Annotated in this window: 24 protein-coding genes; 11 read left to right on the plus strand and 13 right to left on the minus strand. The window is 74.8% G+C overall.

Features of this window, described 5'->3' with window-relative positions:
* The first annotated feature begins 131 nt into the window (after nt 1–131).
* Complete coding sequence (locus ACIOFR_RS03455) at nt 132–1,655, plus strand: hypothetical protein (RefSeq protein ID WP_400992029.1); 1,524 nt, start codon at nt 132–134, stop codon at nt 1,653–1,655.
* Between the two features lie 25 nt (nt 1,656–1,680).
* Here ACIOFR_RS03455 and ACIOFR_RS03460 read toward each other — a convergent pair whose 3' ends face one another.
* The 3 genes from ACIOFR_RS03460 to ACIOFR_RS03470 form a co-directional block, all read right to left on the minus strand.
* A complete protein-coding gene (locus tag ACIOFR_RS03460) occupies nt 1,681–2,286 on the minus strand; it encodes a TetR/AcrR family transcriptional regulator (protein WP_400992142.1) in 606 nt (201 codons plus the stop codon).
* Between the two features lie 205 nt (nt 2,287–2,491).
* Nucleotides 2,492–3,382 carry a spherulation-specific family 4 protein gene (locus ACIOFR_RS03465; protein WP_400992030.1) on the minus strand — a complete coding sequence of 297 codons (891 nt, stop codon included), beginning with the start codon at nt 3,380–3,382 and terminating at the stop codon, nt 2,492–2,494.
* An 80-nt stretch (nt 3,383–3,462) separates the two neighbouring features.
* Nucleotides 3,463–4,101, minus strand: coding sequence for an HAD family hydrolase (locus tag ACIOFR_RS03470; protein WP_400992031.1), 639 nt, complete (start codon nt 4,099–4,101; stop codon nt 3,463–3,465).
* 275 nt (nt 4,102–4,376) lie between these two features.
* Between ACIOFR_RS03470 and ACIOFR_RS03475 the strand changes: the two genes are divergently transcribed.
* Together ACIOFR_RS03475 and ACIOFR_RS03480 are read left to right on the plus strand one after the other, a co-directional pair.
* Nucleotides 4,377–4,889, plus strand: coding sequence for a hypothetical protein (locus tag ACIOFR_RS03475; RefSeq protein WP_400992032.1), 513 nt, complete (start codon nt 4,377–4,379; stop codon nt 4,887–4,889).
* A gap of 128 nt (nt 4,890–5,017) precedes the next feature.
* Nucleotides 5,018–6,214, plus strand: coding sequence for a helix-turn-helix domain-containing protein (locus ACIOFR_RS03480; RefSeq protein ID WP_400992033.1), 1,197 nt, complete (start codon nt 5,018–5,020; stop codon nt 6,212–6,214).
* An 8-nt stretch (nt 6,215–6,222) separates the two neighbouring features.
* Here ACIOFR_RS03480 and ACIOFR_RS03485 read toward each other — a convergent pair whose 3' ends face one another.
* From ACIOFR_RS03485 to ACIOFR_RS03505, 5 genes are all read right to left on the minus strand, one after another.
* On the minus strand, nt 6,223–6,846 hold the full coding sequence (locus ACIOFR_RS03485; protein WP_400992034.1) for a hypothetical protein: 624 nt from the start codon (nt 6,844–6,846) through the stop codon (nt 6,223–6,225).
* Between the two features lie 148 nt (nt 6,847–6,994).
* Complete coding sequence (locus tag ACIOFR_RS03490) at nt 6,995–7,444, minus strand: FxLYD domain-containing protein (RefSeq protein WP_400992036.1); 450 nt, start codon at nt 7,442–7,444, stop codon at nt 6,995–6,997.
* Between the two features lie 288 nt (nt 7,445–7,732).
* A complete protein-coding gene (locus tag ACIOFR_RS03495; protein WP_400992037.1) occupies nt 7,733–8,770 on the minus strand; it encodes an agmatine/peptidylarginine deiminase in 1,038 nt (345 codons plus the stop codon).
* 31 nt (nt 8,771–8,801) lie between these two features.
* Nucleotides 8,802–10,526, minus strand: a complete 1,725-nt coding sequence (locus tag ACIOFR_RS03500) for an urease subunit alpha (RefSeq protein ID WP_400992038.1) — start codon at nt 10,524–10,526, stop codon at nt 8,802–8,804.
* Between the two features lie 52 nt (nt 10,527–10,578).
* Nucleotides 10,579–11,289: an urease subunit gamma gene (locus ACIOFR_RS03505; RefSeq protein ID WP_400992039.1), complete on the minus strand. Its 711-nt coding sequence runs from the start codon at nt 11,287–11,289 to the stop codon at nt 10,579–10,581.
* 506 nt (nt 11,290–11,795) lie between these two features.
* Here ACIOFR_RS03505 and ACIOFR_RS03510 point away from each other — a divergent pair.
* Both ACIOFR_RS03510 and ACIOFR_RS03515 read left to right on the plus strand, forming a co-directional pair.
* The gene (locus ACIOFR_RS03510; protein WP_400992041.1) at nt 11,796–12,365 is read left to right on the plus strand and encodes an ATP-binding protein; all 570 of its coding nucleotides are present in this window, start codon (nt 11,796–11,798) and stop codon (nt 12,363–12,365) included.
* A gap of 276 nt (nt 12,366–12,641) precedes the next feature.
* Entirely contained in the window at nt 12,642–14,906 is a 2,265-nt protein-coding gene (locus ACIOFR_RS03515; RefSeq protein ID WP_400992042.1) for a SpoIIE family protein phosphatase, read from the plus strand.
* 85 nt (nt 14,907–14,991) lie between these two features.
* On the opposite strand, the gene ACIOFR_RS03520 is transcribed toward ACIOFR_RS03515, so the two are convergent.
* From ACIOFR_RS03520 to ACIOFR_RS03535, 4 genes are all read right to left on the minus strand, one after another.
* Complete coding sequence (locus tag ACIOFR_RS03520; protein WP_400992043.1) at nt 14,992–16,110, minus strand: DUF2637 domain-containing protein; 1,119 nt, start codon at nt 16,108–16,110, stop codon at nt 14,992–14,994.
* Between the two features lie 252 nt (nt 16,111–16,362).
* Nucleotides 16,363–17,226 carry a hypothetical protein gene (locus ACIOFR_RS03525; RefSeq protein WP_400992044.1) on the minus strand — a complete coding sequence of 288 codons (864 nt, stop codon included), beginning with the start codon at nt 17,224–17,226 and terminating at the stop codon, nt 16,363–16,365.
* An 87-nt stretch (nt 17,227–17,313) separates the two neighbouring features.
* Complete coding sequence (locus ACIOFR_RS03530; RefSeq protein WP_400992045.1) at nt 17,314–18,177, minus strand: hypothetical protein; 864 nt, start codon at nt 18,175–18,177, stop codon at nt 17,314–17,316.
* A 196-nt stretch (nt 18,178–18,373) separates the two neighbouring features.
* On the minus strand, nt 18,374–18,994 hold the full coding sequence (locus ACIOFR_RS03535; RefSeq protein ID WP_400992046.1) for an NTP transferase domain-containing protein: 621 nt from the start codon (nt 18,992–18,994) through the stop codon (nt 18,374–18,376).
* 130 nt (nt 18,995–19,124) lie between these two features.
* Between ACIOFR_RS03535 and moaA the strand changes: the two genes are divergently transcribed.
* Together moaA and ACIOFR_RS03545 are read left to right on the plus strand one after the other, a co-directional pair.
* Complete coding sequence (gene moaA / locus ACIOFR_RS03540; RefSeq protein ID WP_400992047.1) at nt 19,125–20,141, plus strand: GTP 3',8-cyclase MoaA; 1,017 nt, start codon at nt 19,125–19,127, stop codon at nt 20,139–20,141.
* 127 nt (nt 20,142–20,268) lie between these two features.
* Nucleotides 20,269–21,018, plus strand: a complete 750-nt coding sequence (locus tag ACIOFR_RS03545) for an HNH endonuclease family protein (RefSeq protein ID WP_400992048.1) — start codon at nt 20,269–20,271, stop codon at nt 21,016–21,018.
* Nucleotides 21,019–21,040: 22 nt separating this feature from the next.
* Here the strand turns inward: ACIOFR_RS03545 and ACIOFR_RS03550 are convergent, their stop codons facing one another.
* A complete protein-coding gene (locus tag ACIOFR_RS03550) occupies nt 21,041–22,027 on the minus strand; it encodes a zinc-binding alcohol dehydrogenase family protein (protein WP_400992049.1) in 987 nt (328 codons plus the stop codon).
* A 67-nt stretch (nt 22,028–22,094) separates the two neighbouring features.
* Here ACIOFR_RS03550 and ACIOFR_RS03555 point away from each other — a divergent pair, with 67 nt between their 5' ends.
* The 4 genes from ACIOFR_RS03555 to ACIOFR_RS03570 all read left to right on the plus strand — a co-directional run bounded on the left by ACIOFR_RS03555 (nt 22,095) and on the right by ACIOFR_RS03570 (nt 25,933).
* Entirely contained in the window at nt 22,095–22,490 is a 396-nt protein-coding gene (locus ACIOFR_RS03555; protein WP_400992050.1) for an ArsR/SmtB family transcription factor, read from the plus strand.
* 129 nt (nt 22,491–22,619) lie between these two features.
* Nucleotides 22,620–23,738, plus strand: coding sequence for an AI-2E family transporter (locus tag ACIOFR_RS03560; protein ID WP_400992051.1), 1,119 nt, complete (start codon nt 22,620–22,622; stop codon nt 23,736–23,738).
* Nucleotides 23,739–23,830: 92 nt separating this feature from the next.
* Entirely contained in the window at nt 23,831–24,301 is a 471-nt protein-coding gene (locus ACIOFR_RS03565; RefSeq protein WP_400992052.1) for a hypothetical protein, read from the plus strand.
* A gap of 39 nt (nt 24,302–24,340) precedes the next feature.
* The gene (locus ACIOFR_RS03570) at nt 24,341–25,933 is read left to right on the plus strand and encodes an alpha/beta hydrolase (protein ID WP_400992054.1); all 1,593 of its coding nucleotides are present in this window, start codon (nt 24,341–24,343) and stop codon (nt 25,931–25,933) included.
* The last annotated feature ends 17 nt before the right edge of the window (nt 25,934–25,950 follow it).

Here is a 25,950-nt window from a genome sequence, read left to right on the forward strand (position 1 = left end):
CGGAACACCCCTCCCATCGGGTGGTGGGTTGTCCCCGAATCCCGGACACCGTCGTTCTTCTTGGGGAGAATGACGTCGAGTCCGGCACGAGGCCGCTCGACAGATGGCACACAGGGACGAGGAGCGGCCAGTTGAGCGACCAGGGCGCACCCCCGCAGCGGCGGCCGGAGGACGGCTGGTGGCACGCGGTCTACGAGGGACCCGCCGGAACTCTCCCGGACACCCCGGACGCGGTGACGGGCCCGGGTACGGTCGACGACTGGTTCGACTCGGCGGCCGGCATGATCGGCGCCCAGCGCACGGCGGAGCCCATCGCGCCACCGCCCGCGCCGACACCACCGCCCGCGCCGCCGGCCGCTCTCGTACCGGCAGCCTCTCCCGTACCGCCCGTAGCTGCCGCACCGGTACCGGTACCCGCACCGTCAGTGGCCCCGCCCACGCAGCCCGGGCCGGCCGCCGAGCGGGAGCCCCGCGTGCCCGAACACGCGGCCTCCGCTGCACCTCCGCCCCCCGCCCCGAAGCTCGCTCCGACCCCCGTCAAACCCCCGCGGGCCGCCGAACCCCCGCGGGCCGAGGCGCCCCCACCGGCCGCCGATCCCTCGCTCGCCGGGCCCGCGCAGCCCGTCCAGCCGCTGCGCCGTCCCCGGCAGGAGCCGGAACCCGTCGTCCCGCACGTCGGTGACCGCCCGCCCACCTACGGCCCCGAGCCCACCGCCCTGCCCGCCGCCGAACCGGAGACGCTGGCCGGCCTGGTGCCGGACACGGCGCTGGACGGCGCGCAGTACGGCAGGGCGACGCTGCGCGCGGTCTCCGTCCGCGGTGACTCCGCCCGCTACCGCGGCGAGTCCCGCCGGGACGCCCTGCTGGTCACCCGCTTCGGTCAGGGAGAGGACGGCCTGCTGCTCGCGGTCCTCGCCTCGCCCGGCCGCCGCGAGTCCGCCGAGGCCGCCGCGGGCTCGGCCGCCGAAGCCGCCCGCCGACTCGCGGCCGCGGTCGGCCGCAACCGGACGGAGCTCGCCGCGGACCTCCGTGCCGGGGCCCGCGACCGGCTGCGGTACGGGCTCCAGCGGCTCACCGTCCTGGCCGCCGGCCCGCTCGCGACCGCGGTCGACCCCGCCCGGGCCCGCTCCGACCGGGCCCCCTCCGACCTGGCCAACCCCGACCTGGCCAACCCCGACCGGACGATCCCCGACACCGCCGGTCCCGACGCCACCGGTCCCCACGTAACGGGCCCCGAGGCGGACCTCGGCTCGCTGCACTGCCTGATGGTCTCCCTCGATGAGTCGGCCACCCACCGTGCGGCCTTCGGCACCGGTCCCGGCGCGCTCTACCTGCTCCGCTCCGGGCACTGGATCGACGCCTACGCGGCGCGCCTGCTGCACCACCCGGACGGCCAGCCGCTGCCGGCGGCTCCGGCGGCGCCGGTGCGGCCCTTCAGGTTCCGGCTGGTCCCGGCCACCCCGGGGGACATCCTGCTGCTCTGCACCCTGGGCCTGGCCGAGCCGATCGAGCAGGAGCCAGCCGTGGCGCACTTCCTGTCCAGCCACTGGGCTCATCCGCATCCGCCGGGCACGGTCGACTTCCTGCGGCAGGTCCAGGTCCGCGCCAAGGGCTACGCCGACGACCGCACCGCGGCCGCACTCTGGACGGAGTGACGCGCGGGGCGGACGGCCGGCGGGGTCAGCGGTGCCCGAGCAGGGCCGCGGCGGCCGAGGCGACCTGGCCGAGCGCGTCCTCGCGCCGAGCGCCGGGCAGCCCGATCGCGATCGGTACCGCGAAGCCGTCCAGGAGCGCCCTGATCTGGGTCGCGAGATCCCCCGTCGTCCCGTGCGGGGTGAACTCGCCGGTGGCGGCGCCGGCCTCGATCAGGGCCACCAGGTCGGCCTGCCAGGGGATCTCGATGGCCAGCTGGCCCTGCCGGAGCTCGGCGCTGGCGGGGGAGCGGCCCCACACCTCGACCCACAGGATCCAGCGCGGGTCGCCGGGGCCCTCCGGCAGGTACAGCTCGACGTACGAGGCGAGCCGCTCGCGGGCTGTGGCGCCCGGCCGGGCGAGTGCCGCCCGCCGGCGTTCGCCGAGTTGCTCCTCGCTCCAGCGCAGGGTCTCCAGCAGCAGCTGGTCCTTGCTGCCGAAGTAGTAGAGCAGGTGGCCGGCGCTCATCTGGAGGTCCTTGCCGAGCCCGGCCATGGTCAGCTTGGCCAGCCCGTGTTCGGCGATCGCCGCCCGGGCGGCCGCGAAGACCTCCTCGCGGGGCCGCGCGGCCCGGCGCGCCCGTGGCTGGGCCATCTGCTGTTCCTCCCGGCTGCTCGGCACGACCTCACGATACGTCGTGCCGCCGTCCGTCCGGTGCCGTCCGGTCGGCAGGTCCGCAGGTCGGCGCCCCGAGGCCCGGCGTGCGGCGGCGGCGCGCGCCGGTGGGGCGCGCCGGTGGGGCGCGGACGACCGGCGGGTGCCGGGCGGTGACCGGTGATCACCGCCCGGCGGTGCGGGGTCAGCCCAGCGTGGCGGCGTGCGAGGTCTCCGACTGGAATCCCCAACTCGGCGCGGCGTCCCACGGGTTGTCCATCACGTCGTCGGTGACGTAGGCGTAGCCGGCGCCTCGGGTGAACGCGGTGTCGAGTGCGGTGGTGGAGGCCTCGGCGTTCGGGGCGGCGTGCACGAGGTGCCAGAAGGCGGTGCCGCTCGGGTCGAGGGCGGCACCGGAGTAGTAACCGACGTTGTAGTTGAAGACGTTGCCGCCGAGCCAGCCGCCGCCGGTGTACGCGGCGTAGCTGCCCTCGAAGGTGACGAAGGTGTCGGCGGTGCGGTGGCCGGGCTCCAGGTAGCAGTCGGCGACGGCGGTGCCGGGGTTGTCCACCACCAGTTCCTCGGCCTGCGGGTCGAGTGCGTACACGGCGTTCTGCACGTAGGCGCGCAGTTCGGCGTAGTAGTCGCGGGTGACGTTGTCGGTGCCGCAGTCCCGGCCCGACTGGTCGAAGAAGATGCCGTCCACGTGGAGCTTGTGGTCGCCGGTCCTGAGGTAGTTGTCGACGGTCGCCTTGACGTCGGCGATCGGTCGTAGGGTGCGGTTGGTGTCGACGTACCCGATCACCTTGGTGTGGCCGCCGGTCGCGGTGGTGGCGGTGCGCAGCGAGTCGGCCTGCGCCTGCCAGGCGGCGTCGAACGGGGCGTAGCCGTTGTTGGGGTTCAGGATGACGATCGACGGTGCGGGGTGGGTGGCCTGGATGCCGGTCAGCATCGCCTCGCCCGGGTGGACGTAGGCCGGGACGGCGATCTCCAGGCCCCGGGTGCCGGTGGCCGCGGCCGCTCCGGACGTACCGGTCCCCACCGCCAGTGCCGCGCCGATCAGCAGAGCCGAAAGGCCCTTGGTCACAGTGCGCATGTAGAAATCCCCCATGATTGATCGAACGTGATCGCATTCTCGCACCCGGCAGTGACCCGTCCGCGGTGCTTGACGCAACCTCAGACGAACAGCCCGAGAAGGAGATCCGCCGCCGCCGGCACGTCGCGGACGGTGTGGTCCGGGGCCGGCTGTTCCGTCGGCCAGGGCAGCCCGGGGGAGATCCAGATCGAACCGACCCCGGCCGCCCGGGCGCCCAGGATGTCGGTCGCCGGATTGTTGCCGACCATCCAGGCCCCGGCCGCCAGATCCAGCCCCGAACGCCGGGCCGCCACCCGGAAGATCTCCGGATCCGGCTTGCGGAGCCCGGCCTCCTCGGACACGCAGACACCGTCGACCGCGTCCAGCAGACCGGTCCGGGCGAGCTTCGCGCGCTGGATCGCGCTGTACCCGTTGGTCAGGACGACCACCGTCCAGCCGGCCGCGCGCAGCCGCCCCACCGCGTCCAGCGCACCCGGCAGGCAGTAGACCCGTTCGGCCAGCCCGTCCACGTACGCCGCCCAGAGCGCTTCACCGGCCCCGGCGCGCCCCTGCCGCCGGGCGAGCCCGGCGAAGGTCTCGGGGGTGGTGGTCGTGAGGATCTCCGGCGCGGCGTCCGGGGGCAGTTCCCGGGCGGCGCAGAACTCGGCCGTCCACTCGGGCACCGGGCACCGGCGCTCGATCAGGGTGTGGTCCAGGTCGACGAGTGCGAGCCGCTGCATGCCGTCACCGTACCCACGGGCCGGGCGCCGGCCGGGGAGCCGGGAGCCGGGGTGGGCTTCGCGTCGCCGACCGGGTGGAACCAGGACCTCCCTTTCCTGCGCGGCGAACTCTGCGATGGGGACGCCCCTGACTGGGTACTCCGCACACTGGTGGGCTCACCGGACCGGACCGCTTGGGCCGGCCGCTCGGGAACCACGCCGCACGTCGAAGCTGACACGAGGTCAAGGTTGTTCGGTGGACGGTGACCGCACAGCCGGGAGAGGCGGGTACGCACGTGTCCGATCTGGACTTCTACGCCCATGCGGCGGCCGGATGCGCCCTCCCCGGCGCCGGGATCGGCGCCAGCCCCGCCGACTGGAAGGCCGCCCTCGGGCCCGGCCGCCTCGACACCCCGCACGGCACGACCCTCCGCCGCGACTACGGGCTCCTCGAAGCCCTCTTCGCCCGCACCCCGGCCGGCACCATGGCCTGCCTGGGCTTCGGCGTCCGGATCCACCGGCTGGTCCACGGCCGGGCCGCCGACCTCGTCCCCCCGATGCTCGCCCGGCGGTACGGGTCCTTCGCGCCCCGGGTCCGCTTCGAGCGGCTGCGCGCCGCGATCTCCGCCACCGGCCGGACCGTCGAACTCACCTCCGAGGAAGGCGACCTGCACCACTACCGGGTACCGGAGACCGGCGCCCGCCTGCTCGTCACGGCCGGTCCCGACCCGTCCAGGCCCGGCCGCCGGCGGGCCGGCGACGTCCGCTCGATCGACGTCCGCTTGCTTGACGTCTCGCAGGCCTGGTGACGGCGCCCGGCCCGCCCTCACCCGCCGCGCGGCCCGCGGTCCGCGCCGCCACGCGGACCGCGCGGCAGGTACCGGGCCCCGGGGCCGGACGGACCTAGCGTGAGGGCACCGACGACGGAGGGAACCTGGTGGCAGCTCGGCGATCCATCGGGCAGCGGGTGGCGCGCCACCGGGAGGCCTCCGGCCTGTCCCGGGCCCGACTCGCCGAGGAGGTCGGCCGGAACGCCGACTGGCTCCGGTCGGTCGAGAGCGGCCGCCTGCCGCTGGACCGCTACACGATGGTGCACGCGCTCGCCGCGGCGCTCGACACCGACCCGGTCGACCTGCTGGGCCGCCCGACCCGGCTCGGCGACCCGCGGACGGCCCCCGCCCACCGGACGGTGCCCGCCCTGCGGCGCGCCCTGCTCCGCGCGGACCTGCCGCCGACCGCCGACGAGGAGCCTCCGCCGCTCGACGCCCTGCGCCGCCGGGTCGACGAGTCCGACCGGCTGCGGCGCCACGGCCACTACGGCGAACTCGGCCTGCTGCTACCGCCGTTGCTGGAGGACCTGCGCGCGGCGGCCGACACCGCGGCCGGGACCGACCGGGACATCGCGCATCACCTGCTCACCGAGGCCCGGCACGACGCCGCGATGCTGGCCAAGAGGCTCGGCCACCTTGACCTGGCCGCCACCGCCGCGGCCCAGGCCCACCGGGCGGCGGCCGTACCCGGGGACCCGCTGTTGGTCACCGCGGCGCAGTGGCTCCAGGCCGAGGTCTGCCTGACGCTCGGTGCCACCGCAGAGGCCCGACGACTGATCGACGGCGGACTCGCCCGCCTGGACGGGCTGCTCACCGATACCGCCCGGGACCCCTGGAGCCTGTGGGGCACGCTGCACCTGGTCGGCGCGGTCATCGAGGCGCAACACGGCCGTCAGACCGAGTCCACCGCGCACCTGGCGGAGGCGGCCACGGCAGCCGACCGGGTCGGCGAACACCCCGGCCACCGGACGGAGTTCTCGGCCGGCGAACGGGCCGTCCACCTCGTTCACGCCGCCCTCGAACTCGGCGCCGACCCCGACGTCCTCGACCGCATCGCGCCGACCGACCTGGCCGGCCTCCCCCGGGAGCGCCGCGCCCGCCACGGCATCGACCGCGCCCGCCTGTTCGCCCGGGCGGGCGACGACACCACCGCCCTGGAGGAGTTGCTCGCCGCCGACCGCCTCGCCCCCGAGGCCGTCCGCGCGCACCCCCTCACCGCGGAACTGGTCCTGACCGCCGCCCACCGCTCCCGCACCCCCGGCCCGGCGGCGGACGCGGCGCGGCACCTGGCCATCCCGCTCTGACGGCCGCCTCAGCTGTCGCCGGACCGCACCGCGGGCCCCTCGCCCGGGTCGGCCCAGGCTGCCACGAGGTCGCGGCAGTTCGCGAAGCGGGGGCCGGGGACCGTCTCCCGGGCCGGCCGGCCGTTCAGCCAGCACACTTGGACGGTGTGGCTCTCGGTGTCGAGCACGCAGCAGACCCCGCCGGCGGCGGCGGTGAGGTCGGTGAACACCGCTCTGACGCTCGCGGACCGCTCGAACATCCGGCTCATCCCCGAGGTGGCGGCGGTGAACTGGAGTGAGGCGTGGCGAGGGTGCAGGGTGGGCGCGAACCGGACGGTGAGGTAGACGTACCCGATCGCGACCCTCCCGAGTTCGTCGACTTCGAGGCCGCGACCTCCCTCGAACTCGCGCACCGCGTCGTCGACGCCGACCATGATCGCGGTGTCGAGTTCGAGCGTGCCGCCCGTGGAACAGTCGACCGGCTCACTCCTGAAGTGGGACGTGAACGGGACGACGACCGTGCCACCGCCGGGCACGGTGACCGTGAGGGGCGGTACCCGGTCGGTTCGCGGCGCCAGCCGGGCGAGCTCGGTCAGCGCCCGGGTGACGTTCCGGGCAGGCGTGTAGATCTCGTAGCTGTAGTCGAGTCCCATGCGTGCCACTCCCCCCGGGCCGGACCGCATCCTCCCATGACGGGCCCGCGGGGGCACAGGAGGTTTCGGGAGGCGTGCGGGTCGGGCGGCACCGGCAGGGCCGAGCCGACGGTGTGGCGCGTCGGCTCGGCGCCGGCTCAGGGGCGGCTCAGGGGGCGGCGTACCGGGTCACGTCGATGACCTTGCAGGACGTCTTGCCGGTGGTCTCGGTGGCGCCCTGCGCCTTCTGCACGGAGGCCTGTCCGGGGGCCAGGCCGTTGGTGGCGGCCACGCCCTCGCCGATGCGGGTGCCCGCCGCGTCCAGGAACTCCACCTGGACCATGTAGTTGGAGTTCTTGCTGCTGTGGTTCGTGATCTTCAGCTCGGCGGACGGCCACTTGAGTGTCGCGTCGACCGTGCACTTGGTGATCTCGACGTCCTTCAGCTTCTCGCCGTCGCCGGCCGCGACCGGTGCGGCCGCGGCGTCGCCCGCAGCGGTGGCGGCCGGCACTGCGGCCGCGGTGCCGGTGCTGGTGGAGGTGGCGGCCGGGTCGCAGGCGGCGAGGCCGAGGACTGCGGTGGTGGCGGCGACGGTCAGGATGATGGCACGCGTGCGCATGGTCCCCCCAGGGACGTCGGATGTGGTGAGGTGCGCGACGCTACGCGGAGGCGGACCGGGACATGCCGCATGTGACCGGTCCGTGACTGGACGGGGGTGAAATCTGCTGTGCGGCAAGGGATTTGATCGATCATGTGATCGATGCCCGTTCGTGCGGCCGGAGTCGGAACGGCCGGAGTCGGAACGGTCGGAGCGGGAACGGTCGGAGCGGGAACGGCCGGAGCCGGGTCGTCGAACGCCCGGGGGCGCCCGGACCGACCCGGCTCCGGTCACTGCGCGACCTGCCCGTCAGGCCGTCGGCTGCTGCTGGGTGATGCAGTGGATGCCGCCGCCGTTGGCGAAGATCTCGCGGGCGTCGACCAGTTCGACGACGCGGCCCGGGTAGGCCTTTTCGAGGATGGCGGCGGCCTCCTGGTCGCGGGGGTCGTCGAAGGCGCACAGGACGACCACGCCGTTGCCGACGTAGTGGTTGATGTAGGAGTAGTCGACCGGTTCGCCGTCCTCGTCGGTGAGGACGGTCGGGGCGGGGAGTTCGATGACCTCCAGGGTGCGCCCCCGGGCGTCGGTGGCGGCGCGCAGGCCGGCGACGATCTCCTGGCAGACCTCGTGGTCGGGGTGGGCGGGGTCGGGCTGGATGTGGGCGACGACGACGCCCGGGCGGACGAAGGAGGCGACGATGTCGATGTGCCCGCGGGTGCCGAACTCGTCGTAGTCGCGGGTGAGTCCGCGCGGGACCCAGACGGCCTTGGTGGTGCCGAGGTGGGCGTGCAGCTCGGCCTCGACCTCCTCGCGGGTCCAGTCGGAGTTGCGGCCCTCGCCGAGCTGGACGGTGTCGGTGACGAGGACGGTGCCCTCGCCGTCGACGTGGATGCCGCCGCCCTCGTTGATCAGGCGGGAGGCGAAGCGCCGGACGCCGGTCAGCTCGGTGATGTGCTCGGCGATGTGCTGGTCGTTGTCCCAGCGGGCCCAGGACTGGGCGCCCCAGCCGTTGAAGATCCAGTCGGCGGCGGCGAGCGAGCCCTTGCCGTCGATCAGGAAGGTCGGGCCGATGTCCCGCATCCAGGCGTCGTCCAGCGGCTTCTCGACGATCTCGACCTCGGCGGCGACGTACTCCCGGGCGGCCGCGCTCTCACCGGTGTTGACGATCAGCGTCACCGGCTCGTAGCGGACGATGGTGTTGGCGACCCGGGCCCAGGCCTGCCGGGCGGCGTGCAGGTGCTCGGGGCTGTCGAAGGTCTGGTTGTCGGTCGGGAACGCCATCCAGGTGCGGTCGTGCGGGTGCCATTCGGCGGGCATCCGGTAGCCGAGCGAGGCGGGAGTGGTCATGAGAGGCGGGTCCTAAACGTGGGGGAGGGGTTCAGAGGAAGTACAGGCGGCTGAGCGAGACGCTGTCGGCCGGGTCCGAGCGGATCGGGGCTCCGTCCAGCGAGACGAGGCCGGTGTCGGCCTCGACCTGCACCTGGCCGATCCGGGCGTTGCGGACCATGTTGCGCGGTCCGATGCCGCGGGTGTTGCGGACACCCACCCGGCGCCTGCGGGTGGGCAGTTGGTCGGCGGCGACGTCCAGGTACGAGCCGTCGGCGGCGGCCTGGGCGACGAAGGCGACGGAGATGTCCGCGGCGGTGGCGCCGTGGGCGCCGAACTGCGGGCCGAGGACGAGGGGTTCGCAGCGGTCGGTGGAGGCGTTGGGGTCGCCGACCACGCCGTACGCCGGGAACCCGGCCTTGAGGATGAGCTGCGGCTTGGCGCCGAAGTGGTCGGCCCGCCAGAGCACGATGTCGGCGAGCTTGCCGGGCTCGATGGAGCCGACCTCGTGGGCGAGGCCGTGGGCGATGGCGGGGTTGATGGTGAGCTTGGCGATGTAGCGCAGCACGCGCTCGTTGTCGTCGCCGCTCTCGGTGGTGCCGTACGAGCCGGAGCCGTCGAGGGGGCCGAGTTCGGCCTTCATCTTGCCGGCCATGGCGAAGGTGCGGCGGACGGTCTCGCCGGCCCGGCCCATGCCCTGGGCGTCGGAGGAGGTGATGCCGATGACGCCGAGGTCGTGCAGGACGTCCTCGGCGCCCATGGTGCCGGCCCGGATGCGGTCGCGGGCCATGGCGGCGTCGCCGGGGAGGTCGACCTTGAGGTCGTGGGCGGAGACGATCATGCCGAAGTGCTCGCCGAGGGCGTCGCGGCCGAACGGCAGGGTGGGGTTGGTGGAGGAGCCGATGACGTTCTCGACGCCGGCCATCTTCAGCACGTTGGGGACGTGTCCGCCGCCGCAGCCCTCGATGTGGAAGGCGTGGATCGTCCGGCCCTCCAGCACCCTGAGGGTGTCCTCGACGGACAGGCACTCGTTCAGCCCGTCGGTGTGCAGGGCGACCTGGACGTCGTACTCCTCGGCGACCCGCAGCGCGGTGTCCAGGGCGCGGGTGTGGGCGCCCATGTCCTCGTGCACCTTGAAGCCCGAGGCGCCGCCCTCGGCGAGCGCCTCGATCAGCGGGGCCGGGTCGGAGGACGAACCGCGGCCCAGGAAGCCGATGTTGACCGGCCAGGCGTCGAAGGCGTTGAACGCGTGCCGCAGCGCCCAGGGGGAGTTGACGCCCACGCCCCAGACCGGGCCGAACTCCTGGCCGATGACGGTGGTGACGCCGGAGGCCAGCGAGGCCTCCATGATCCGCGGCGACAGCAGGTGGACGTGGGTGTCGATGGCGCCGGCGGTGGCGATCATGCCCTCGCCGGAGACGATCGTGGTGCCGGTGGAGACGACCACGTCGACGCCGTCCATGGTGTCCGGGTTGCCGGCCCGGCCGACGGAGACGATCCGGCCGTCCCGGATGCCGATCGAGGTCTTCCGGATGCCCAGGACGGCGTCGATCACCACCACGTTGCTGATCACGACGTCGCAGGTCTCGCGGACGGCGGTGGCCTTGAGGTGCAGGCCGTCGCGGGCGGTCTTGCCGAAGCCCGCCAGGAACTCGTTGCCCGGCTCCTGGGAGTCGGACTCCACCCGGATGATCAGGCCGCTGTCGCCGAGCCGGATCCGGTCGCCGGTGCGGGCACCGTGGACGGCGATGTAGTCGTGGGGGGTGATGGCACTCATGCGCCGACCTCCGGGGTGTGGGACGCGGGGCTGGCGGGGGCGGGCCGGCGGGTCACGACTCCACCTCCGCGTCGTCGAAGCTGGTGAGGTAGCCGGTCGCGCGGGCCTTCTCCAGGGCGGCCTGCCTGGCGCCGGGGGCGTCCAGCGGGCCGTCCACCAGGCCGGCGAAGCCGATCGCGACCCGTCCGCCGCCGATCGGCACCAGCCCGACCTCCACGGTGGCGCCCGGGTCGAAGCGGACCGAGGAGCCGGCGGGGACGGCGAGGTGGGTGCCGTACGCGGCCTCGCGGTCGAAGGCCAGCCGGGGGTTGACCTCGAAGAAGTGGAAGTGGGAGGTGACCGAGATCGGCACGTCGGAGGTGTTGTGGACGGGGAGCACCACGGTCTCCTCGACCGGGTCGTAGCCCGCGCCGGAGCCGATCAGTACGGAGCCGGGGGCGTCGTCGCCGAGCGAGCCGTGCCCGCGGAAGGGGTCGTTGACCACGGCGAGCCGGGTGCCGTCGTCGAACACGGCCTCGACCTGGATCACGGTGACCACGTCCGGGACGCCGGGCAGCACGTCGTCGGCGCTCAGCACGGTGCGGCCGGCCTCGATGGCCTCGGCCAGCCGGCGGCCGTCCCGGGCGGCCTCGCAGACGGTGTCGGCGATCAGCGCGGTGGCTTCGGGCACGTTCAGCTTCACGCCGCGGGCGCGGCGGGCGCGGGCCAGTTCGGCCGCTGTGAAGATCAGCAGCCGGTCCCGTTCGGTGGGGGTCAGTCGCACGGTTCCTCGCTCGCGGGTGCCGGTGGATGAGTCTGGTTAGAACGGCGTTCAAACTTCCGCGGCCCATTGAACCCGGGCCCGGGCGTCATGTCCAGCGTTGCCCCTGTCGGACCGCTGCGCGTGCCGGGCGCGCCGCCGGCGTGTCATCTCGCCCGATTGCGCACGGCGGCGCGGGCGGCTGCGCCACCCGGCAGCGCGCGCACAGCGCAAGCGGGCGCGTGGGGCGAGCAGGCGCGTGGGGCGTGCGGCGGAGATGCGGGAGCACCGGCGTGCGACAGCCGGCGCGCGCCGAGTACGTACGGGCCCGAACTAGTCATCGGAGCCCGCAAACCTCGACGCTCCCACCAGACGGATCACTTGACCCCCCATGAGCCCCGCTTCACCCCAGGTGGCCGGGGATGCACTGTTGCCAGGCGTCGACGGTGGGAAGGAGGATGTCGACAAGCGGACGTCGCCGGTGGGGGACTCGGCGCCGACCGTCGGGCGAAGGGCGGGGGCGTACGGTGATGGACGGACAGGCAAGGTTTCCGCGGCAGCGCTCGGCCTCGGGCAGCGGCCCGGCCACCCCGAACGGCGATCCCGCCCGGCACGCAGGCCCCGCCCGGGCCGGCGGATCCTCCCGCGGCGGCCCGGCGCCCGACTCCGGCCCGGCTCCCGAATCCGACTCCGACCCGGACCCGGAGCCGGGCTGTGCGCTGCACCGCCGGCTGCACGCGGCGTTCGCCCCGGCCGATCTGGTCGCGGTCGGCGAGATCAGGCACCGGCTGCGGGCCGCGCTGAGCCGCTGGGGCGTCCCGGAGCTGGCCGACACCGCCGAGCTGCTCACCTCCGAGCTGGTCACCAACGCGCTGCTGCACACCGGTAAGGGAGCCGTGCTGGAGGCGGTGCTCACCCCGGGGCAGCGGCTGCGGATCGAGGTGCAGGACGGCACCACCCGGCTGCCCGGCCGCCGGGCACCGGCCGAGTGGGCCACCTCGGGGCGCGGGCTGCTGCTGGTGGAGTCGCTCGCCGACGACTGGGGCGTGCACCTGCGCGGCGACGGCAAGGTCACCTGGTTCGAGCTCGGCGCCGTCTGAGGCGGCGGTGGGTGGGCGCGAGCGGGTGCCGCCGCGCCGGGCGATCACTCGGATCGTCCACGATTGTCCCCCGGATGGTTCGTCGGCATTGCCGCATTGCCGAACATACGAGAGGCTAGTGAGAATGTGTGCCCGGGACGGCGGGGAGAATCGTGCCTCGACCGGCCACTCAGACACACCGGTCACACAATGTCCCACCCAGTTCCACTGAACCCACTGATCCCACGGCTAACGCAGTCCGACCGGACCGCATGCCCCGGCAGCGGCAGGAGAAGCATGGCCACAGAGCCCGAGCCGCCTGGGCCCGTCCGCCACATCCCGCCGGCCCAGGCCACCAGGAGCATCGCCGCGGCCCAGCCGCTGCGCGCCGCCTCCGGGACGGCCACCGGCCGGATCGGTGCGGCGGTCTCCCGAGGCCTGCCCACCCGCACCGGGGACTCCACCCCGGACTGGCTCGAACCCGCGATGGCCGCCAACGGCATCGGCTCCTTCGACTGGGACATCCGGCACGACGTGCTGGAGGCCGACCCGCGGGCCTGCGCCATCCTCGGCCTGGCCCTCGACCGGTACGACCGCAGTTCCGCCGCCTTCCTGGCGATGCTGCACCCGGAGGACGCGCCGGTGGTCCGCCGCCGGGTCGAGCGGGCGGTGACCGAGCTGGGCCAGTGCGGCGCCTACTACCGCACCCTCTTCCCCAGCGGTGAGCTGCACGCCGTCCGGTTCCGCGGGCGGGTGCTCGCGGACGCCTTCGGCCGCCCGTCCCGGATGGTCGGCTTCGTCTGGGACGCCACCGTCGAGCTGCACAAGCGCGAGCGGGCCGGCGAGCTCGCCGCGCTGCGCGAGGAGCGCTCCCGCTTCATCAAAGAGGCCGCCCGGGCACTCGCCGAGGCGGTCACCGTCCGTGACGTGGCCCGGGTCTTCACCGAGCTCCCACTGCCCGGCCTGCCGCCGGACGGCCTGGTGCTGGCCTCGATGGAGGCCGGCCGGCTCGCCATCCTCGGCGCCAGCGGCTACCGGGAGGAGGACGTCGCCCTCTACGACCGCTCCCCGCTAGCCCCCGCGCACCCGCTCGCCGAGGCCGTCCGCAACCGCACGCCGGTCTTCATCGGCAGCGGCGCCGAGTACCGGGAGCGCTACCCGGAGGCCTGGGACTGGGCCCGCGGCACCGGCCGCAGCGCCTGGGCGTTCCTGCCGCTGGTGGCCAGCGGCAGGACGATCGGCGTCTGCGTGGTCAGCTTCGACGACGACCGCGAGCTGGACACCGACGAGCGCACCCTGCTCTCCACGCTGGGCGGCCTGGTCGCCCAGTCGCTGGCCCGGGCCCGACTGCACGACGCCGAGCACGAGCTCGCGGCCGGCCTCCAGCGGGTGATGCTCCCCCGCACCGTCCCGGCCGTCCCCGGCGTCACCACCGCCGTCCGCTACCTGGCGGCCGGTTCCGGCCTGCAGATCGGCGGCGACTGGTACGACGTCGTCCCGCTGCCGGGCGGCCACGTCGGCCTGGTGATCGGCGACGTGCAGGGCCACGACGTGCACGCGGCCGGCATCATGGGCCAGCTGCGGATCGCACTGCGCGCCTACGCGGCCGAGGGCCACCCGCCCGCCGCTGTGATGGCCCGCGCCTCGCGCTTCCTCGCGGACCTGGACACCGACCACTTCGCGACCTGCACCTACGCGGAGGTCAACGTCGACTACGGCGTGGTCTACGCCGTCCGGGCCGGCCACCTCGACCCGGTGGTCCGCCGGGCCGACGGGTCGGCCGCCCTGGTCCCGGTGGCCGGCGGCCTGCCGCTCGGCATCTCGCCGGACGAGGAGTACCGGGTGACCAGGTTCAGCCTGGACCCGGGCGAGACCGTGGTGCTCTGCACCGACGGGCTGGTGGAGGCCCGCGGGATGGACCTCGACACCGGCTTCGAGCGGCTCTGCCGGGCGATCTCCGGCCGGCTGCCCGGCATCGACGAGGCGGCCCGCGAGCCGCTGGAGGACCTGGCCGACCGGATCGCCTCCCAGGCGGCCGACTCCAGCGAGCGTGAGGACGACATAGCGCTGCTGCTGCTGCGCTGGGACGGACCGGCCGGCGGCCTCGCCGCCCAGCAGCTGCGCCGCCGGATCGGCCAGGCCGACCTGGCCCGGATCGCCGAACTGCGCGGCGAGCTCCGGGACGCACTGCGCCGCTGGGGCGTTCCCGACCTGATCGACACCGCCGAGCTGCTCTCCTCCGAGCTGGTGACCAACGCGATCCGGCACACCGACCGGGACGCGATGTTCACCGCCCGGCTCTACCGGGAGCCCGGCAGCGGTGCCCGGCTGCGGGTCGAGGTGGAGGACGAGTCCGACCTCTGGCCGACCCGCCGCACCCCGGGGGAGCAGGCCTCCTCGGGCCGCGGCCTGATGCTGGTGGAGGCGCTGGCCGACGGCTGGGGCGTGGAGCCGCGCGGTTCGGGCAAGCGGATGTGGTTCGAGCTGTCGGTCGACGCGGAGACCGACCAGGCGGCGCAGGCCGCACAGGCGGCACGGGCCGCCGGCGGGCCGTCGGACTGACCGGCGGCCGCGAGCGGGGCGGGACGGCCCGAGCGGGCCGGGCCGACGGGGACTTCACCCCGGCGGCCCGGCCGGCGGCACCGGCTCAACCGAACTGCTGCTCCAGGTCCTTGAGCTTCTGCTCCAGCGAGTCCAGCCGGGGGATGGCCAGGGTGTCCTCCTCCGGGGTCAGGTCCACGCTGCGGCGGGCCGGCCGGGCCGGCAGTCCCGCCTGACCGAGCCGCCCCTCGACGGGGGACCCGGTCCGACCGGGCTCCGCCCCGCCGCGCTCGGCCGCACCGCGCCCGGCGGAGGTGTGCTCGGCCGACGTCCGCTCGGCCGGGTCGGTGGGCCCGGCTATGGCAGGCTCCGAGCCGGCCTCCAACTGGTGATCCAGCTGGCGCTCCAGTTGACGCGGCGCGGCGCGCTGCCGCCAGACGCCGCCGTTGGTCCGGCCGATGGCCCGGATCTCGGCCCGCTCGCGCCGCTGGGCCATCCGTCGCTGCTCGCGGTTGACGGAGGCCTGGCGCTTGTCGTCCCGGACCTCCTCGACCGCCTCGTCCAGCGTCCGCACGCCTTCGAGGAGCATCAGCGACCAGGCGGCGTACGTTTCCAGCGGCGCGCGCAGCCAGCGCACGATCCGGATCTGCGGCAGCGGACGGGGCACCAGGCCCTGCTCGCGCAGCGCCGCCACCCGGGTCTGCTTCAGGGCCCGGTCGAAGAGCACGGCGGCGGAGAGCGACATGCCCGCGAAGAACTGCGGTGCTCCGGCGTGACCGAACCCGCGAGGGGCGTGCACCCAGTTGAACCACGCCGACGCGCCGGCGAACAGCCAGACCAGCAGCCGGGATCCGAGCGCCGCGTCACCGTGGCTGGCCTCGCGGACGGCGAGCACCGAGCAGAACATCGCCGCGCCGTCGAGGCCGAACGGCACCAGGTACTCCCAGCCGCCGGAGAGGTTGAGGTTCTGCACCCCGAAGCCGACCAGTCCGTGGAAGGACAGCGCCGCGGCGACGGCCGCGCAGCAGAACAGCAGGACGTACGAGGCGCCCCCGTACATCGATTCCTTGCGTCGTCGGCGCTCCTCGCTGCGCTCCCAGGAATCCGAGCTGCTCGCTGCCGCGGCCGCGGCCCGGGTGCGGGCGACGACCACCAGCGTGGCGACGACCACCAGGGCGGCCACCACCGCGACGGCCCAGCCCAGCGGTATGTCCGACAGTCTCATGACCTGAACCAGCCTCGCTTTCCAGCCTAGTGATGAGCGGGGACCATCATGGCGGAGAAATGCAAGAGGAATGGACCGGTTTGCCGTCAATACACCGGGGAGAGGGAATTCCGAACGCAAGCTCGAAATATCGTCAGATTTAGTGCGGGGTGGCCATTTCAGGGTCGGGCGGGCCCGTGCCACGGCCCGGGACCGGCCGGGTCACCGCCCCGGTCCGGGCCCGTCGGCCGCCGCGGCGGGCCCGGGCGGGTGTCAGCCGACCTCGTCCGCCAGCGGCCGGCCGGACCGGCGCTCGGCCTGCGGCCCGACGCGCGTGTCCGACGGCGCGCCCGGAGCGGACAGCGCGCGCAACCGGCGCGCGAGCCACACCGGCACTCCGCCCAGGGCCTGCACCAGCCGGGCCGCCTCGGCGCGCAGTCGGGCCGCCTCCACCGGCTCCGACACGTCCGCCAGCGCCGCCAGCGCCGGGGCCACCCCCACCGTGAAGCCGAGCTCCTCGCGCAGCCGCAGCGAGGCCCGGAAGCCCTCCCGCGCCCGCTCGCGGTCCCCGGTGGCCAGCGCGAGCGACGCCAGATGCTGCCAGGTGTACGAGCGCAGCAGCTCGTCCCCGTGCTCGGCCGCGCCGTCGTGCGCCCGGCGGTAGGCGATCCAGGCGGCGCCCGGGTCGTGCTGCAGGTTCTCCGCGACCAGGCCGCGCCGGAAGTCGAGCAGCGGGCGGCCGGGCGAGGCCGGCGGCAGCAGGGCGGACGTCCGGCCGAGTGCGGCCTGCGCCTCGTCCAGCCGGTCGCGCGGGCCCAGCACGCTCGCCACGTACGCGAGGAAGCCGCGGGCGCAGGCCGCCGCGGCGCGCTGTTCCGTCCCGGACACCCGGGCCTCGGCCAGGCGTAGCGCGTCCTCGGCCGGCTCCCAGTGGTCACCGGTGAACAGGGCCTGCTCGATGAGGAGTTCGGCTCGGTTCAGGGCTGCGTCGGGGTCGTCTGCGGCGCTGGGCCGGAGCAGTTCGGCGGCCTCCTGCCAACAGCCGCGCGACCGTAGCCGCCACACCGCGTCCGCCGTCCCCCCCAGGGCCGTTCCGTGCTCCGACAACGCCACCTCCTTGTGTGCGCCATCCGGCATGCGGTACTGCTGTGGCCGCAATTCAACACGGGGGTGAGCTTGTGCACCAGATCACGAGCGCGACTGATTCCGGAACCCGACGGTCCGTCAGGAGGTCCAGCCGGTCTCCATCAGCGACTCGGCCGCGCCGTTGGCGGCCTGCGGGATGCCGGCGGCGTCCAGCGTGAACAGCGCCACCAGCAGCTGTTCGCCGCGGACCGTGGCCTGCCGGGAGTAGCCGGCGGTGGTGAACATCGCGGCGGCGACCTGCTCCGCGTGCAGCGTCTCCAGCCACAGGCACTCGACGGCCTTCACGTCGGCCGGCTCGGCGAAGGTGTCCACCCGGGCGACCATGTGACCACCCAGAAGGGTGACCGCGTCACGGTCCTGACCCTCCGTCAGTTCGAGGTCGTCGAAGCCCAGCCACTGCAGGTAGCGCGCCGCCGTCAGCACCGCGTCCTGCGAGGTGTGCACGGGCTGCGGCCGGAACGGTGGGCGCAGCAGCCGGGGCCCGTGCCCGCTCGGCGGCCCGGTCGGGTCGACCGGGCCGGAGGGTACGGCTGTGGTGTACGGGCGGGCGCCGGCGGGGCGGTTGCCGGTCGGGCCGGCGGCGGCCGGGGCACCGGGCAGGCCGGTGCTCTGCAGCCGGGGCGCCCGGTCGACCGGCAGCCGGACCGTCGCGCCGCAGTTGCAGGTGAACTCGGGCTGCGGCCACTGGTCGCTGCGGCCGCAGTGCGGGCACCGCATGCTCAGCCAGGAGTCCTCCCAGGAGCGGAACCGGACCTGGACCGGGACGCCGCCGCGCAGCAGCGGCACCCGGAGCTGGGCACCGCACGGGCAGGGCAGGCTCGGGGGCTCGTAGAGGTGCTCGCGGCGGCAGGCGGGGCAGCGGATCGCGCTCGCCCCCGAGGGCGGGTTGGCCCCGAACCGGGCCGGCTCGCTGAAGTCGTCGGGCAGCGGCACTGCGGCCATGGCTGGCACCCCGTTCCGTCGCTGGGCAGTACGCCCTCCATCCTCGCCCATTCGCGCAGGTGATGGCGCGGAATGCGGCAATCCTCCGGGACAGTTCAGGGGCGGGATCCCGCCACGGTCGGAGGGCGGCCGGCTGTCGCCCGGCCGCTCGGGGGAGGGGCCCCGCGGTCGGGTCGGGCCGGGTACTGACGCCGGCTCAGTCCGCCTGCGGACCGGTCCAGCGGGCGAGGTCCTCCGGGGTGTCCAGGTCCTCGGGGCCGGCGACGTCGCCGCACTCGACCAGCCGCAGGGCCTGCGGGTGCGCGGCCAGCAGGGCCCGGGCGCCGGCGTCGCCGACCGCGGTGGACGCCGTCTCGGCGAAGTACCGGGCACCGATCAGGACGGGGTGCCCGCGGCGCCCGTCGTACCCGGCGGCGGCCAGTTCGGCCCCGGCGGCGTGTGCGGCCAGCAGTCGGGCCACCGCCGCGGGGGTGACACCCGGGGTGTCGACCAGCAGCACCAGCACCGCCGGGGTGCCGGGGTGCAGGGCGGCCAGGCCGGCCCGCAGCGAGGAGCCCATGCCGGTCGCCCAATCGGGGTTGTCGACGGCCAGGCAGTCGCCGAGCGCCGCGGTGGCCCGGACCTCCTCGCCGGCCGCGCCGAGCACCGCCACCGTCGCGGCGCAGCCGCCGGCCCGGGCGACCGCCAGGGTGTGTTCGAGCAGCGTCCGGCCCCGGTAGCGGATCAGTGCCTTGGGCCGTCCGCCGAGGCGGCGGCCGCCGCCGGCGGCCAGGACCAGCGCGGTGACGGGGGCGGGGGAGGGGGCCGGGTTCGCCATGTCCCCAGTCTGTCGTGCCTGGTCAGCGCGTCACAGTTGGACGATCCTCCGAGGCGCCGGTGCGGGCCGGGGCCGCACCCCGGTTCTTCCGCCGCTGGAACTTCCGCCGGCCGGGCCCTGTACTGGGTCGATGGCACCACGTACAGAGCGCGGGCACGGCGCGCCGTCCCCGCTGGTCGACCGCTTCGGGCGGGTCCACACCGACCTGCGGGTCTCCCTCACGGACCGCTGCAACCTGCGCTGCACCTACTGCATGCCGGCCGAGGGCCTGAACTGGCTGCCCAGGGCCGAGGTCCTCACCGACGACGAGATCGTCCGGCTGGTGCGGGTCGCGGTCGAGCGGCTCGGCATCCGCACCGTCCGGCTCACCGGCGGTGAACCGCTGCTGCGCCGCGGCCTGCCCGGCCTGATCGCCCGGTTGGCCGCGCTCGGGCCCGAGCTCTCGCTCACCACCAACGGCATCGGACTGGCGCGGACGGCCGCCGAGCTCGAAGCGGCCGGCCTGCACCGGGTGAACGTCAGCCTGGACACGCTGCGGCCCGAGCGGTACGCCGCGATCACCCGACGGGATCGGATCGCCGACGTGTTCGCGGGTCTGGCCGCGGCGAAGGCCGCCGGGCTGGCTCCCGTCAAGATCAACGCGGTGCCGGTGCGCGGCGTCAACGACGACGAGATCCTCGACCTGGTGGAGTTCGCCGCCGAGCACGGCTACCGGATGCGGTTCATCGAGTCGATGCCGCTGGACGCCCAGGGCGCGTGGAACCGCGAGGCGATGGTGACCGCCGACGAGCTGCTGGCGGTGCTCGGGCGTCGCTGGGAGCTCGTCCCGGTCGGCCGGCACGGCAACGCGCCCGCCGAGGAGTGGCGGATCGCCGGCACCGGCACCGTGGTCGGCGTGATCGCCTCGGTGACCCGCCCGTTCTGCGGCGGCTGCGACCGGGTCCGGCTGACCGCCGACGGTCAGCTGCGCAACTGCCTGTTCGCCGCCGAGGAGTCCGACCTGCGGGCGCTGCTGCGGGGTGGCGCCGGGGACGCGGCCGTGGAGTCGGCCTGGCGCGACACGGTCGCCCGCAAGGGGCCGGGGCACTCCGTGAACTCCCCCGACTTCGTCCGGCCGGAGCGGCCGATGTCCGCCATCGGCGGCTGAGCGGGGCGCCCGCGGCGGGCGGGCGGGCCCCCGGTGCCCCCGGTACGCGGCGCGCACGACTTGACCGGGCGTGAGCCGCACTGGTGTTCTGGGGCGCCGTCAACCGCACTGACCGGGGGAGAACTCCGTGCGCGCCCGCCGTACCGCCCTGTCCGCCGCCGCGCTGCTGATACCCGCGCTGGCGCTCACCGCCTGCACCGGCGGGTCCTCGTCCACCTCCGGCGGCTCCGGCCCGGCCCGGGCGATCGGCACCAGCCCGCTGCAGAACCCGGACGGCACCAAGCCCGGCCTCGCCCCGGTCAGCTCGGACGCGGACCGCAAGGCAGGCCGTGACCTGATCTCCCGGGTGAAGACCGCCGAGCCTGGTCCCCGGACCGGCTACGACCGGGACCAGTTCGGCCCGGCCTGGACGGACAACGTCGACGACGTGCCGCTCGGCCACAACAACTGCTCCACCCGGGACGACCTGCTCAGCCGGGACGGCACCAAGGTCGAGCACAAGGACGGCTCCGCCTGCGTGGTCACCGGGATGACCATCTACGACCCCTACACCGGCAAGCAGGTGCAGTTCACCAAGCAGCAGGCGAGCCGGATCCAGATCGACCACGTGATGCCGCTGTCCTACGACTGGCAGCAGGGCGCCTCCGCGTGGGACAAGGCCAAGCGCGTCCAGATCGCCAACGACCCGCTCAACCTGATCCCCGCCGACGGCTCGCAGAACGCCTCCAAGGGCGACTCCGGCCCGGCCACCTGGCTGCCCGCCAACCAGCAGATCCGCTGCGCGTACGCGGTCCGGTTCGCCCAGGTGTCGCTGAAGTACCAGCTGCCGGTGACCCCGGCGGACAAGAAGGCCATGCTGGAGCAGTGCGGCGGCTGACCCCGGGCCGGCCCCGCCGGCCTCAACCGCGCACGGCCGCCACGTACTTGCCGGCGCCCCGGCCCGCCAGCAGCAGGTCGTGGGCGGCCGGGACGGCCTCCAGCGAGGGCAGTTCGGTGACGGGCGCGGTGAGCGTGCCGTCCGCGAGGTGGCCGAGCACCCGGCGCAGCGCCCCGGCGACCCGCTCGGGGGCGGCGGCGACCAGGCCCCGGTGGCTGAAGCCGGTGACGGTGAGGTTTCCCGCCAGCAGCCGGCCGGCCGACGGCAGGGCGTCCAGCCGCCCGCCGCCCGCGTTGCCGAACAGCACGGTCCGTCCGCCCGGTGCGGACACCGTCAGGTCCAGCTCCAGCGCCTCGGTGCCGAGCGGGTCGAGTACGAGGTCCACGCCGCGCCCGCCGGTGGCGGCCAGGACGGCGTCGGCGAGCCCCTCGCCGCGGGGGAGGGCCGCGTGGTAGCCGGCGGCCTCGACGGCCGGGGCCTTGTCCGGGCGGCCGACCGTGCCGATCAGCCGCCCGCCGCCCAGCAGCGGGACCAGCTCCGCGACGGCCCGGCCGATCCCGCCGCCGGCCGAGTGCACCAGCACGGTGTCGCCGGGGGTGAAGCGGCCGGCGGCGGTCAGCAGGAGCAGTGCGGTCGCCAGCCCGAGCGGAGCCGCGGCGGCCTGCGCCCACGGGACGGCCTCCGGCACCGGCACGGTGAGCGCCGCCGGCGCGATCACCACCTCGGCCAGGCCGCCGCCCGTGGTCGCCGCGGCCACCCGGTCGCCGACCGCGAGTCCGGTCACCCCCGGGCCGAGCGCCCGGACGGTGCCCGCCACCTCCTTGCCCGGCCGGTACGGCCAGGACGCGGCGTACCCGGCGTCGCCGCGCCGGGCCATCACGTCGACGAAGTTCAGCCCGGCGCGGACCACCTCCACCGCGACCTCGCCCGGACCGGGGAGGGGCTCGTCCACCTCCCGCACCTGCGAGTTCTCCGAACCGCCGGGTGCGGTCATCACCAGGGCACGCATGTCGGGCTCCCGTCCGCCAGCTACGATGTTCTACGAACAACGAATTAGTACCACCGATATTCGATGGATGTCGAACATGGAGGTGCCCGGCATGCCCGGACCCAGCAGGCGGCGGGCCCCGCTCGCCCACCCGGCGACCGAGGAGATCGACCTGCTCGACGTCCTGCACGCGCTCGCCGACCCGACCCGGATGACCATCGTGCGGACCCTCGACGCCAGCCCCGAACGCGCCTGCGGCACCTTCCCGGTGGACGTCGCCCCCTCCACCCTCAGCCACCACTTCAAGGTCCTGCGGGAAGCCGGCGTGATCCGCCAGCGCGAGGAGGCCAACCGCCGCCTCACCACCCTGCGGCGCGACGACCTGGACGCCCGCTTCCCCGGCCTGGTCACCACCGTCCTCGCCGCGTACGGCGGCCGCGCCCCGACCGGATCCGGAGCGGCTGAGCCGGCCCCGGGCACCTGAGCCGGAGCGCGGCCGCCCGAGCCGCAGCCGGCTCCCGAGCCCCGGAGCGTCTGCGCCGGTCGGGCCCACCCGGCGGGCTCCTCGGCGCGGGAGCCGCCCGCCCCGGCGGCGGGCCGGTATGCAGGACTGATGTCCTACCAGCACCCGGCCCGGCCCGGCCCCGGCCACCGACCACCGCCCCACCGGCGAGCCGCTGCCGACCGCGGAACGGGCCGGCGCAGTGCCGCGACGGCCCTGCGGATCCTCTCCGACCACGCCTGGCGCCTGCTCGTGGTCGCCGCCGCCGGATACCTGGTGCTGATGGTCCTCGGCAAGTTCCACCTGGTCACCCTGGCCTTCTTCCTGGCCCTGGTGATCACCTCGGTGCTGCGCCCGCCGGTCGACCTGCTTGCCCGACGGATGCCCCGCGCGCCGGCCGTCGCCATCGGACTGATCGGGGCCGTGCTGCTGATCGCCGGCCTGCTGGCCCTGATCGGGGAGACCGTCGCCCTGGAGGCGTCCAGCCTCAGCGACGAGTTCACCGGGGGCATCGACCGGCTCGAACGCTTCCTGACGGGCAACCCGTTCCACATCGACCCCAAGGTCTTCGACGACCTGCGCGGAAAGGTCACCACCTACCTCGCCGAGCACCGGTCCACCCTGATCAGCGGAGCCGTCAGCGGCGCAGGCCGGGTGGCCGAGGTCGCGACCGGAGCCGCCCTCGCCGTGTTCACCACCGTCTTCCTGCTCCACTCCGGCGACCGGATGTGGCTCTGGACCAGGGGACAGCTCCCCGCCGGCGCCCGCGACCCCTACCACCGGGCCGGCCGCACCGCCTGGCGGACCTTCGCCGGCTACACCCGGGGCATCGTCATCGTGGCCGGCACCAACGCCGTCCTGGTCGGCATCGCGCTCTTCCTGCTCGGCGTCCCGCTCGCCCTGCCGCTGACCCTGCTGGAGTTCTTCGCCTCCTTCATCCCCCTGGTCGGCTCGCCGATCGCGATGGCGATCGCCTCGATCGTCGCCCTCGCCTCCCGCGGGCCGGTGATCGCCCTCGTCGTGCTGCTGCTCATCGTGGTGATCGGCCAGATCGAGGGCCACGTGCTGCACCCGCTGGTGATGAGCTGGGCCGTCAACCTCCACCCGGTCGTGGTCGCCGCCTCCGTCCTGTGCGGCAGCATCGCGGCCGGGGTGATCGGGGCGGTGGTGGCCGTCCCGGCGGTCTCGGTGGTGTGGGCCGTCAGCAAGGAGCTGCGGGAGGCCGGCTGACGACCCCGACCGGCGGTGGGCGGCTGAAATCCCGGTGACAGCACGCGGCGGGGCCGACAGGATGCCTCCCATGACCATGTACCGAAAGGCCCGTGCCGCGTAGCCGGCCGCGCGCGCTGCGCGCCGAACACCCGATCCACCCGGTCTGGGGCCCCGTGCCGCCCACCCGGATCCACGGCCTCTCGGCCGGAACCAGCCTGGCCATCCACCGCGCGGAGCGGCGAGGCGGCAGCTGGTTCGTCCACCCCGGCGCCACCGATCAGGCGCTGCGGCGCTACCGCGCCTTCCTGAGCCCGCCGGGAAACCGTCCGCTGTACCCGGCGGAGGCGGCGTGCTCCTGCGGGTGCTGCTCCTTCGACGACGTCAGGCACGCGCGCGACGTGCTGGAGGAGATCCTGCGGGACCTACCGCCCAGAGCCCGCGGCGAGCTCGGCCGGGCACTGCGGCCCCTGGACGCCGAATTCCTGCGCCGCACCCTGCCGGACCCGTTCACGCACCGCCGGGCATGGCGCACGGAGTTCTGGTGGTACCGCCGCCTGGCCCGGGCATCGGCCTCGGGATGAGATGTGATCATGTCTGTGACCAGGTGATATGCATGGGCGGTGAACACGCGTACAGCCCGGCTCTCCGGTCGGGTGCTCCCTGCTGTCCTCCTCGCCGCGCTCGTCGCGGGCTGCACCGGCGGCGGCACCACCGGCCCCGACAGCACGGCGGTGGCCGCGGCCCCGCCGAGCGCCGCCGCCGGCCCCTCGGCGCCGGCCACCGGGGCGGACGACCCCGCGCTCAAGCCGTTCTACGGGCAGCAGATCGCCTGGGCCGCCTGCCCGGACGACCCGACCACCGACAAGCTCGACGAGTCCGCCTTCCAGTGCGGCCGCCTGCGCGTCCCGCTGGACTACGCGGCCCCCGCCGGGGAGGCCGTCGAGGTCGCCCTGACCCGCTCCCCGGCCGCCCACGCGGCGGAGCGGATCGGCTCACTGCTCGTCAACCCCGGCGGTCCCGGCGGCTCCGGCGTGCAACTCCTGCTGCACGGTTCGAAGATCTTCGACGGCGCCCTGCACGACCGCTTCGACCTGGTCGGCTTCGACCCGCGCGGCGTGGGCGACAGCACCGCCGTGCACTGCCTCGACGACAGGACCCGCGACCGGCTCCTGAGCACCGACAGTGGCCAGGACGACGGCGGCCGGACGTTCGCCGAGGCCTGCCGAGCCACCTCCGGCCCGCTGCTGGACCACGTGGGAACCAAGGACGCCGCCCGCGACATGGACGTGCTGCGCGCGGCCCTCGGCGACCAGAAGCTCAACTACCTCGGCTTCTCCTACGGCACCTACCTGGGCAGCAGCTACGCCGAGCAGTTCCCCGGCCGCACCGGCCGGCTCGTCCTGGACGGCGCGGTGGACCCCACCGCGGACCAACTCGACCTCCTCGTGCAGCAGGTGACCGGCTTCGAGAAGTCGCTGCGGGCGTTCGCCGCCGACTGCACCCGACACACCGACTGCAGCCTGGGCAAGGACCCGGACCGGGCCGCCCAGAAGCTCGCGGACTTCCTCGACGGCCTCCACGACAAGCCGCTGAGGACCGCGGACGGCCGCACGCTCACCGCCGGCCTCGGCTGGACCGGCACCATCGGCATGCTCTACGGCGACCGGAAGGACTGGGAGTACCTGCGCAACGCCGTCGGCCGGGCCATGGTGCGCGGCAAGGGCGACGACCTGCTCGGCATGGCCGACAACTACAACGACCGGGGCTCCGACGGCCACTACGGCAACGCCGCGGACGCCTACACCGCGATCCACTGCGCCGACCCCGGATCGCAGACCCCCTCCCCGGAGCGGCAGCAGGCCGCGCTCCGGCAGATCCACGAGCAGGCCCCGCTGGTCGGCGGCCACTTCACCGAGCGGGACCTGTTCGACCCGGACTGCCGCGCCTGGACCTTCCACACCACCGAGCAGCCGCACCCGGTGAAGGCCGCCGGCAGCGCCCCCATCCTGGTGGTCGGCTCCACCGGCGACCCGGCCACCCCGTACGCCTGGGCCGAGAAGCTCGCCGCCGGCCTCGAACACGGCACGCTGCTCACCCGCGAGGGCGAGGGCCACACCGCGTACGGGAAGAGCGGCTGCATCAAGGCGGCCGTCGACGCCTACCTGACGGAGGGCACCGTCCCGGCCGCCGGGACCCGCTGCGGCAGCGACTGACCGCGACCCCCGCCGGG

The organism is Kitasatospora sp. NPDC088346, from assembly GCF_044740765.1.
GTDB lineage: Bacteria > Actinomycetota > Actinomycetes > Streptomycetales > Streptomycetaceae > Kitasatospora.

What these genes read in the sequence shown, in the direction of transcription:
- ACIOFR_RS03460 (WP_400992142.1), bottom strand. Translation starts at nt 2,286, where the DNA reads ATGGCCCAGCCACGGGCGCGCCGGGCCGCGCGGCCCCGCGAGGAGGTC.
- ACIOFR_RS03465 (WP_400992030.1), bottom strand. Translation starts at nt 3,382, where the DNA reads ATGCGCACTGTGACCAAGGGCCTTTCGGCTCTGCTGATCGGCGCGGCA.
- ACIOFR_RS03470 (WP_400992031.1), bottom strand. Translation starts at nt 4,101, where the DNA reads ATGCAGCGGCTCGCACTCGTCGACCTGGACCACACCCTGATCGAGCGC.
- ACIOFR_RS03485 (WP_400992034.1), bottom strand. Translation starts at nt 6,846, where the DNA reads ATGGGACTCGACTACAGCTACGAGATCTACACGCCTGCCCGGAACGTC.
- ACIOFR_RS03490 (WP_400992036.1), bottom strand. Translation starts at nt 7,444, where the DNA reads ATGCGCACGCGTGCCATCATCCTGACCGTCGCCGCCACCACCGCAGTC.
- ACIOFR_RS03495 (WP_400992037.1), bottom strand. Translation starts at nt 8,770, where the DNA reads ATGACCACTCCCGCCTCGCTCGGCTACCGGATGCCCGCCGAATGGCAC.
- ACIOFR_RS03500 (WP_400992038.1), bottom strand. Translation starts at nt 10,526, where the DNA reads ATGAGTGCCATCACCCCCCACGACTACATCGCCGTCCACGGTGCCCGC.
- ACIOFR_RS03510 (WP_400992041.1), top strand. Translation starts at nt 11,796, where the DNA reads ATGGACGGACAGGCAAGGTTTCCGCGGCAGCGCTCGGCCTCGGGCAGC.
- ACIOFR_RS03515 (WP_400992042.1), top strand. Translation starts at nt 12,642, where the DNA reads ATGGCCACAGAGCCCGAGCCGCCTGGGCCCGTCCGCCACATCCCGCCG.
- ACIOFR_RS03520 (WP_400992043.1), bottom strand. Translation starts at nt 16,110, where the DNA reads ATGAGACTGTCGGACATACCGCTGGGCTGGGCCGTCGCGGTGGTGGCC.
- ACIOFR_RS03525 (WP_400992044.1), bottom strand. Translation starts at nt 17,226, where the DNA reads ATGCCGGATGGCGCACACAAGGAGGTGGCGTTGTCGGAGCACGGAACG.
- ACIOFR_RS03530 (WP_400992045.1), bottom strand. Translation starts at nt 18,177, where the DNA reads ATGGCCGCAGTGCCGCTGCCCGACGACTTCAGCGAGCCGGCCCGGTTC.
- ACIOFR_RS03535 (WP_400992046.1), bottom strand. Translation starts at nt 18,994, where the DNA reads ATGGCGAACCCGGCCCCCTCCCCCGCCCCCGTCACCGCGCTGGTCCTG.
- moaA (WP_400992047.1), top strand. Translation starts at nt 19,125, where the DNA reads ATGGCACCACGTACAGAGCGCGGGCACGGCGCGCCGTCCCCGCTGGTC.
- ACIOFR_RS03550 (WP_400992049.1), bottom strand. Translation starts at nt 22,027, where the DNA reads ATGCGTGCCCTGGTGATGACCGCACCCGGCGGTTCGGAGAACTCGCAG.
- ACIOFR_RS03555 (WP_400992050.1), top strand. Translation starts at nt 22,095, where the DNA reads ATGTCGAACATGGAGGTGCCCGGCATGCCCGGACCCAGCAGGCGGCGG.
- ACIOFR_RS03560 (WP_400992051.1), top strand. Translation starts at nt 22,620, where the DNA reads ATGTCCTACCAGCACCCGGCCCGGCCCGGCCCCGGCCACCGACCACCG.